The 3,653-nt window shown below is 34.9% G+C and carries 10 protein-coding genes and 1 pseudogene; all 11 read left to right on the forward strand.

Annotated features, from left to right (window positions below; translation table 11 throughout):
* Positions 1-666, forward strand: a pseudogene (locus tag ACFSCX_RS16235) (hypothetical protein); the annotation flags it as partial.
* A 16-nt stretch (positions 667-682) separates the two neighbouring features.
* Positions 683-1,033 carry a DUF7957 family protein gene (locus tag ACFSCX_RS16240; RefSeq protein WP_377929302.1) on the forward strand — a complete coding sequence of 117 codons (351 nt, stop codon included), beginning with the start codon at positions 683-685 and terminating at the stop codon, positions 1,031-1,033.
* A 156-nt stretch (positions 1,034-1,189) separates the two neighbouring features.
* On the forward strand, positions 1,190-1,336 hold the full coding sequence (locus ACFSCX_RS16245) for a hypothetical protein (protein ID WP_377929303.1): 147 nt from the start codon (positions 1,190-1,192) through the stop codon (positions 1,334-1,336).
* Positions 1,314-1,514, forward strand: coding sequence for a hypothetical protein (locus ACFSCX_RS16250; RefSeq protein ID WP_377929304.1), 201 nt, complete (start codon positions 1,314-1,316; stop codon positions 1,512-1,514). The genes ACFSCX_RS16245 and ACFSCX_RS16250 overlap by 23 nt, the downstream gene beginning before the upstream one ends.
* A gap of 7 nt (positions 1,515-1,521) precedes the next feature.
* A complete protein-coding gene (locus tag ACFSCX_RS16255; RefSeq protein ID WP_377929305.1) occupies positions 1,522-1,644 on the forward strand; it encodes a hypothetical protein in 123 nt (40 codons plus the stop codon).
* 29 nt (positions 1,645-1,673) lie between these two features.
* Positions 1,674-1,880, forward strand: coding sequence for a peptidoglycan-binding domain-containing protein (locus ACFSCX_RS16260; RefSeq protein WP_377929306.1), 207 nt, complete (start codon positions 1,674-1,676; stop codon positions 1,878-1,880).
* Positions 1,864-2,220, forward strand: coding sequence for a hypothetical protein (locus ACFSCX_RS16265; RefSeq protein ID WP_377929307.1), 357 nt, complete (start codon positions 1,864-1,866; stop codon positions 2,218-2,220). Before ACFSCX_RS16260 ends, ACFSCX_RS16265 begins: the two co-directional genes overlap by 17 nt.
* A 257-nt stretch (positions 2,221-2,477) precedes the next feature.
* Entirely contained in the window at positions 2,478-2,975 is a 498-nt protein-coding gene (locus tag ACFSCX_RS16270; protein WP_377929308.1) for a hypothetical protein, read from the forward strand.
* Between the two features lie 66 nt (positions 2,976-3,041).
* Complete coding sequence (locus tag ACFSCX_RS16275; protein ID WP_377929313.1) at positions 3,042-3,158, forward strand: peptidoglycan-binding domain-containing protein; 117 nt, start codon at positions 3,042-3,044, stop codon at positions 3,156-3,158.
* Complete coding sequence (locus ACFSCX_RS16280) at positions 3,103-3,249, forward strand: hypothetical protein (protein WP_377929309.1); 147 nt, start codon at positions 3,103-3,105, stop codon at positions 3,247-3,249. The genes ACFSCX_RS16275 and ACFSCX_RS16280 overlap by 56 nt, the downstream gene beginning before the upstream one ends.
* A gap of 213 nt (positions 3,250-3,462) precedes the next feature.
* Positions 3,463-3,653 (forward strand): peptidoglycan-binding domain-containing protein (locus tag ACFSCX_RS16285; protein ID WP_377929310.1); only part of this gene is annotated, 191 nt, incomplete at its 3' end.

Below are 3,653 nucleotides of genomic sequence, written 5' to 3' on the forward strand. Positions count from 1 at the left end.
TCTTCTTTAAAAGAAGAGTTTGTAGAGCCATTTGAGTATATAAAGAAACACGGAAAAGATCTTGACTCAGCTACCTATAAAGAATCGAAAGAGTTTGGTCATCAACTGACAAAAGCAATATTTACAATCGGAGCCGTCCTAACCGCTGGTGTTGGCTCAGCTGCCTTGTTGGCGAAGTTAGGTACAAAATTAGGCGGAACGCTTAAGGATATTGCAGATATTGGTAGTGAGAAAGTGTTGGATGATATAGGGAAGAGTATGGGTAATTTTAAAAAACTCTTTTCTCAATCAGCAGATGAAGTAAATAAAAGCTTAAAAGCTCTGGGGTATACGGAAGCTCCTTACAAACCTAGTTCTGTTGTAGATACTATTGAATTAACAGAACAGACTCAATTTGTAAGAGTATATGATGGAATTAGTTCAATGCAAGCTGGTGGCTGGGTAATGAAAGCAGAAGACATTGCAGGATTAACTCCTCAACAAATACAAAACAAATTTGCTTTACCATCGACTCCAAAATATGTTACAGATGTTGTTTTTGAATCTGGTACTAAATTAAGAACAGGAACTGCTAATGGAATATTTGGTTTTGATGGAGGGGGAACTCAATTTGATCTGATGGGACAATATATTGGTGATTTTGTAAATCCTAGATTATTGCCATAGAAGAGGTGAAACAAACATGAGTGAATGGATAATAAATCAAAATAAGTTAATTGCAAATGGGTTTAAGGTTGAATTTGAGCATAAAATTGATAAAGCTGAATATGTAAGCAAAGTTTATTTAGTTTTACTTGAAATCCCAAAAGGCTCAAATGAGGTTGATAATTTATATGCAGTAAATGAAAATGGTGAAATACTTTGGAGAGTTCAAAGTGTGAAAGATGCATTTAATATACCACAAAATACACCGTATGTAGCCATGAGTATTATTGATTCAAAAACAGTTCAAGTGACTAGTTTTTTTGGCATGCGATATTTGGTAGAAATACTTAGTGGAAAACTTATAGATAAAGAATGTATTGGATGGTAAACTATCCGTTACATAATCACAAAAGTTTTCTTTAAAGCTGCTTGTGTTATTCCAGAACCAACAGTAAGTCAAGTGAGTAATTAGTAGAGGTGACAGTTATTCAACTGTCACCATCTATCATTATTTAAAGACATGGATACAAAAGAAGAGTTTGTAGTGCCATTTGAGTATATAAAGAAACAAGGAAAAAATCTTGACTTAGCTACCTATAAAGAATCGAAAGAGTTTGGTCATCAACTGACAAAAGCAATATTTACATTCGGGGTCGTCATAACCGCAGGTGTTGGCGAAGTTAGGTACTAAATTAGGCGGAACGCTTAAGGATATTGCTGATATTGGTAGTGAGAATGTGTTGGATGATATAGGGAAGGGTAGTAGTGCTAAAGGTTTAATTGGTAAGGATTTCGAAGATTATCTTACCAAAGAACTAGGGGGGAAGGAAGTTTCAAAGTTGAAGGTCGTGATTTTGATAGAGGATTAGGTAATAGATGGTGGAGACAAAGTCGGGTAGATATTGGGATGATATTACTTCGACAGATAAAGGAATAGCCAAATTTAATTCTGATATGGGTCAGAAAGACACGGGGACAGGTGCATTGTCTTCCACTTAGTTGAATTATATTTTTCAAATGGTTGAGACTTGCAGCGCATTTTCAATAAACTAGGATTTAATGCAGGTGCAGAAGACGGAGCTTTTGGAGCAGATATGAAAGACGCCGTTCTGCTGTTTGAGCAGTTCATGGGAAAAGCTCAGACAGAGTTGACGATAAAGGTTTATTTTATGAATAAAAAAAAATCTACACATTATTTTCCATGTGGTAACAATCCACATGGATTTTTTGTATAAAATAGACATGGGGAAACTAGCAGACGTTGTACAATCCGAAGAATCTACATGGGATAAAGTATCAGATGCCCTAGTAAAAATGGGATTCGATTTTATCATAGGGGACGATATTAAGACTATATTAGATGAAGATGCTAGTACTCTAGATAGGGTGATTGCTGGTCTTAATTTTATCCCGGGCGGAAAAGTAGTATATGCTGGATTTAAACTAGCGAAGGTTGGAAATAAAATAGGTTTGAATTTGCAGTTTTTTGGTAAGATTACTGGTGATTTTGTTGATATAGATATTAATACCGTCATAATAACTGCCATTGCCCCTAAAAAGGTGGAGAGACTGTAGTTGGTCATGCTTTACAAAAACATGCAGGTAGAAATCCAGAAATTTGGGGAGGAATTAAAGGCGGTCCTGACCAAATTAATCAAACCGCATTAAAACACCTAACAGAAATATTGGAGGGAACTGGGGGATTCGTTAAAGTTAAAAATCCAAACGGTATAGAATTTTTAGAAAAAAAGCTACCAGATGGTCGAGGTGTACGTTTAAATCTAGATGGACAATTTAAAGGTTTTATTGACCAATAATAAGGGTGAGAGAAAATGGAAAAATTAGAGATTGTATTGTGTGATTTTAATAAAAAGGATTTAAATACATTTATTAACGAAGAACTTAAGCTAACTAAATCAAAAGTTAAGTCATCACATTTTTATAATAATATTACAAGGGAAGATATGGAATTTTCTCAAGTAAGAAACATAGAATGGATATTAACACCCAAAGGAACAGGAAATATTCTTTTAGATGACTTACAGATAGGTATAAAACTAAAGAACGTAATAATTGTTTTATCGTTTGATGAACAATATGGTGATATTGTAATTAATTTTCCAGAAGATGGAGTATTAGAGGGTGATAGAGAAAATAACAAGGTCCAATTGATAAAACTAGTGAATTATTTAGTTGATATTAAAAAAAATTATGATGTACAAAAGATTATCATTGGTTACGAACCTGTATTTGATGAGGATACTTTGTTAATTGAAATAAATAATAAAGAAGTAAATTATGACAAAAAGATAGAAAAACTACTTTCATAAGGAAAAATATTGAGACAGGTGAACTGTAATGAAAGGGGACTGATACATTGTCTTTTTATTAGTTGAATTATAATTTATAACTGTTCGAGACTTACCTGGATCCTCAACAAACTAGGATATAATGCAGGTGCAGAAGACGGAGTTTTTGGATCGAAGACCGAAAAACGCCATTCAGCTGTTTGAACAGTTCATGGGAATAAGCTCAGACGGGGTTGTTGATAATGGTTTATTTTATGAATTAACAAATAAGCTACACATTATTTCCATGTGGTAAAAATCCACATGGATTTTTTGTTTAAAATAGACATGGGGACAGGTACATTGTCTCCAGCATTTCCAAGAATCGAATAGCCTTTCCATCGATGGAGTTGCCGGGCAACAAACGTATCGAAAGCTCATGGAGCTAAAGTCAAAAAGCTACAATTACCCGATAACATGGAAGGGCGAAACGTTAAAAGAAGGTGACAATGGTCAGGCTGTTCGAGACTTGCAGCGCATCCTCAACAAACTAGGATTTAATGCAGGTGCAGAAGACGGAGCCTTTGGAGCAAAGACGAAAAACGCCGTTCTGCTGTTTGAGCAGTTCATGGGAAAAAGCTCAGACGGAGTTGCTGATAAAGGGCTATTTTATGAATTAACTAGTAAGCTACATAGACAAACCCAGCTCAGCGGCCAATG

It is taken from the genome of Bacillus salitolerans (genome assembly GCF_042680805.1).
In the GTDB taxonomy this organism is placed as follows: Bacteria; Bacillota; Bacilli; order Bacillales; family SA4; genus Bacillus_CJ; species Bacillus_CJ salitolerans.